This window comes from Armatimonas sp. (assembly GCF_043760365.1).
GTDB lineage: Bacteria > Armatimonadota > Armatimonadia > Armatimonadales > Armatimonadaceae > Armatimonas.
In genome coordinates, this window is the sequence record NZ_JAYUPA010000793.1 from 1 (window position 1) to 3342 (window position 3342).

The following is a 3342-nucleotide window of genomic DNA, read 5'->3' on the forward strand; positions in this document are numbered from 1 at the left end:
CTTTATTGATCGTAACTACCGCACAAAGACGGAGGCGGCAAACACCGCGCTGGGAGGCTCGTCGCTGGGGGGGCTGATCTCGCTCTGGGTGGGGCTTAAGCGCTCTGATATTTTTGGGAAGCTCGCGATTCTCTCGCCCTCGGTGTGGTGGGATGAGAAGGCAATCCTAAAAGCAATCACCAAGAAGCTCGCCCTAAAACTCTGGGTGGATATTGGTACTTCTGAGGGCGACAATGCCCTGCCCGACACGCGGCTCCTGCGCGACGCGCTGAAGGAAAAAGGCTGGAAAGAGGGGAGCGAGCTTACCTACCAGGAGTTCGAAGGAGCCCAGCACAATGAGTCGTCCTGGGCCGCCCGCTTCGATAAAGTGCTTTTGTTTCTCTTCCCGCGCTAAACGCCGATTGAAATCGGCGTCTGCAGTGGCTTCGTTCCTCAGCCGCAAAGCCCGTGCCGGGCTGGGGATATTTGTAGCCCGGCACGGGCTTTGCGGCACGAAGTGTCACTGCAGACGCCCAATTTATTGGGCGGACTTTGCCCGGCGCACTTTGTAGATCTCGATGAGGTTCGCGGCAGGTCCCATCAGAGTGAGTGCGAAGTAGGGAGCGTGGCTGGCGATATGAATATTCCAGTCCTTGCCCCACTGCCGGAGCACAAACTCCGCTGCCGCCACCAGAAAAGCCACCAGCATCTGGCCTTTCTTCGAATGCACCGTGGTCTTGGGGTCGGTGATCATGAAGAACACAAAGAGCTGGTACATGGCGCTGGTCAGCGGAGCGAACTCATAACGAAGAGCGGGGCCGAACGCCATATCACTGTGGAGTGCGGCGCGAAGCAGGGCGAAGAGCGCAAAGCACAGCATGTAGGTAAAACAGATATGGAAGCGCTTGAGACGGTAGATAATCACTGAGCCTAGAATCCAGATCACGATTGCCGCCAGCGCATGGTTGCCAAACTGGAAACCCAGGGTGTACATAGACTCGGGCGCGAGCAACAAGAGAAGGACGATTGCCAGATTCGACGGGTTCCAGAGATGGCGTCCGTCTACGCGGATCACGTATTTACTGATGATCGAGAGGGCGGGCGCGACGAGAAAGGGCCACCACTCGGTCGAACGTACTAAGATTCCGCAGGAGATGCCTGAGACATAGGCGCTTGCCAGGTGGGGCATTTTCTTGAGAGTGAGGTAGCCAAAAAGGGCCTCGGTGACAATACTGACAATAATGCAGAGCGCGGTTTTTCGCCAGTCGGCGAGCATGCCCGTGGAGAAGTGTCCCAGGAGCAAGATGCAGCTAATCAAGATTGGTGCCACATACTTGCTGTCTATTTGTAAGCCACGACGGCTAGGGGAATCGTAGGCAATAGCGGGTGTCATTGCTTTAAGGAGTGCTTTCTTTGATGGTAAGAATTTGGTTCGCTTTCGGTGCGGGTACCGTTGTTATTTTACCGCCCGGCCAGCGGATTTCCACTTTCTCGATCATAGAGCTTGTGCCGAGGCCAAAATGAAGACGTCTATCGTTCTGGGCACAGAAGCCAACACCACCTGTAACAACCTGGCGCTGCTTCATGCCCTTCCAGAAGAGAGTTACCTCGGCACCAATGGGGCTTGTTTTGCCCTCCAGAGAGACCGTTAGCCAGTGGTTCTTGGGATCCGATTGGTTTTTGTAGACCAGGAGCGGGCCGCGCTGATTTGCCACGAGAATGTCGAGGGTGCCATTATTATCGAGATCCGCGAGCGCCACCGCGCGGCCATCGAAGAGATCGGTCGCACCCACGGCCTGCGCCACTTCGGTAAAACGCCCTGCACCATCATTGAGCCAGACACGCTTCTGCTGGTAGCCCGAGAGGCTGCGGCCTTTCATCGGGGGCCAGTTCACCACATCCTTGATAATCTCCGCCGTCGCGGGGGTGATGGTGGCGTAGTCGTACCAGTAGCTCTTGTCTTTATCTGCGGAGATGTAGCCGTTGGTGAGATAGAGGTCCTGGAAGCCATCGTTGTTCAGATCGCCAAACTGGGCACCAAAGCTCCAGCCGCCTTTCTCGACACCCACTGCCTCCGCTAGGTTCTCGTACTCTAAGCTCTTTCCGGTGCCTTCTTTGGGAACCCAGAGGTTGTTGCCCTGCATCAACTGGCCATCTTCCCAGATATTAGAGATGTAGACGGAGAGGCGGCCATCGTTGTAGATATCCCCGAATGCGGCGTTCATCCCGCTCTTGGACTGCTTGCGAATCCCGGCTTCCTCGCCGATCTGCGTGAAGCTTTTCCCGTTGTTGTTGCGCCATAGCTCCGGCTTGCCATAGTCCGATGCCAGAAAGAGATCGGGGTAGCCAGTGCCACGTAGATCGGCGGCGATAGCGGCCAGTAGCCAGGAGCGGTTGGTCATCCCGACTTCTTGGGTCGTGTCGCGAAACGTGAAGTTACCTTCGTTGTGCAGTAAGTGCTTTGTCGCACCATTCGACGCGAAGTTAAGAGCATCAGGCATGATCTTAGTGGTCTTGAGGTGCCATAGATCGTGCTGCTCGTCGAAGTAGCCGCAGAGCAGAATATCGAGCTTGCCGTCGCGGTCGTAGTCGAGGAGTGTCGCAGTGTTGGCGTTCATCCACTGAGGCAGGTTTGCTGTCTCCGTGACGCGGGTGAAGCTCTTGCCCGCGTTGTTTTTTAACAGCTCGGCGCGGCCCCACTTGTAGACCAGCAGATCTTCCCAGCCATCGCCGTCGAAGTCTCCCCAGAGAGCGCCCTGGCTGGTTCCGCTACCGTCTTTATTGAGGTCCGCGACGCCGAGTTTTTCCGCCACTTCCTCGAAGGTGCCGTCGCCTTTGTTGTGATAGAGCGCATTTTTACTGTTCTCACCGGAGCGGGTGACATAGAAGTCCGGCCAGCCGTCTTTGTCGTAGTCGGCCACGGCGACACCCGCGCCCATATCGGCGATACGGGGCAGGATCGGCGCAAGCTTTGGGTCGAGCGTGGGTGAGGTGTGGGTGAAGTCAACCCCCAGTGCCTTGGCACTCTGTGTGAGAGCGAAGCCGTAGCGCGGGAGGGAATCCGAGGCGGCTAGGGCTTGTGGCCCGCCCGCTACGTTCCGCGTGGGAGGCAAGACATTCTTCTGATTGCGCCACCAGGACCAGCCCAGGAGGCCAATGAAAGCGAGAAGTGCCACCGCTTTGGGGGCTCCGGCGTTGTTCTGTGCCATAGTATTATCCTACCGCTCGGAACGCCAGAGCGTCGCCAGAAGTTCCAGCTCCGCGACCTCACTCTCGCGCAGGTCGGCGAGCGGTGGGCGCACGGGGCCTCCCACAAGCCCGATCTTGTCCATCAGCCGCTTCATCACCGAGACTTCGTAGCCC

At 57.5% G+C, this 3342-nt stretch carries 3 protein-coding genes; 1 reads left to right on the top strand and 2 read right to left on the bottom strand.

Features of this window, described 5'->3' with window-relative positions; genetic code table 11:
• Nucleotides 1-394: alpha/beta hydrolase (locus ACH2EH_RS19205; RefSeq protein WP_395144184.1), on the top strand; the 394-nt coding region annotated here is incomplete at its 5' end.
• A gap of 123 nt (nt 395-517) precedes the next feature.
• On the opposite strand, the gene ACH2EH_RS19210 is transcribed toward ACH2EH_RS19205, so the two are convergent.
• Together ACH2EH_RS19210 and ACH2EH_RS19215 are read right to left on the bottom strand one after the other, a co-directional pair.
• Nucleotides 518-1372: an RnfABCDGE type electron transport complex subunit D gene (locus tag ACH2EH_RS19210; protein ID WP_395144186.1), complete on the bottom strand. Its 855-nt coding sequence runs from the start codon at nt 1370-1372 to the stop codon at nt 518-520.
• A gap of 4 nt (nt 1373-1376) precedes the next feature.
• Nucleotides 1377-3188: a CRTAC1 family protein gene (locus ACH2EH_RS19215; protein ID WP_395144188.1), complete on the bottom strand. Its 1812-nt coding sequence runs from the start codon at nt 3186-3188 to the stop codon at nt 1377-1379.
• Between the last annotated feature and the right edge of the window lie 154 nt (nt 3189-3342).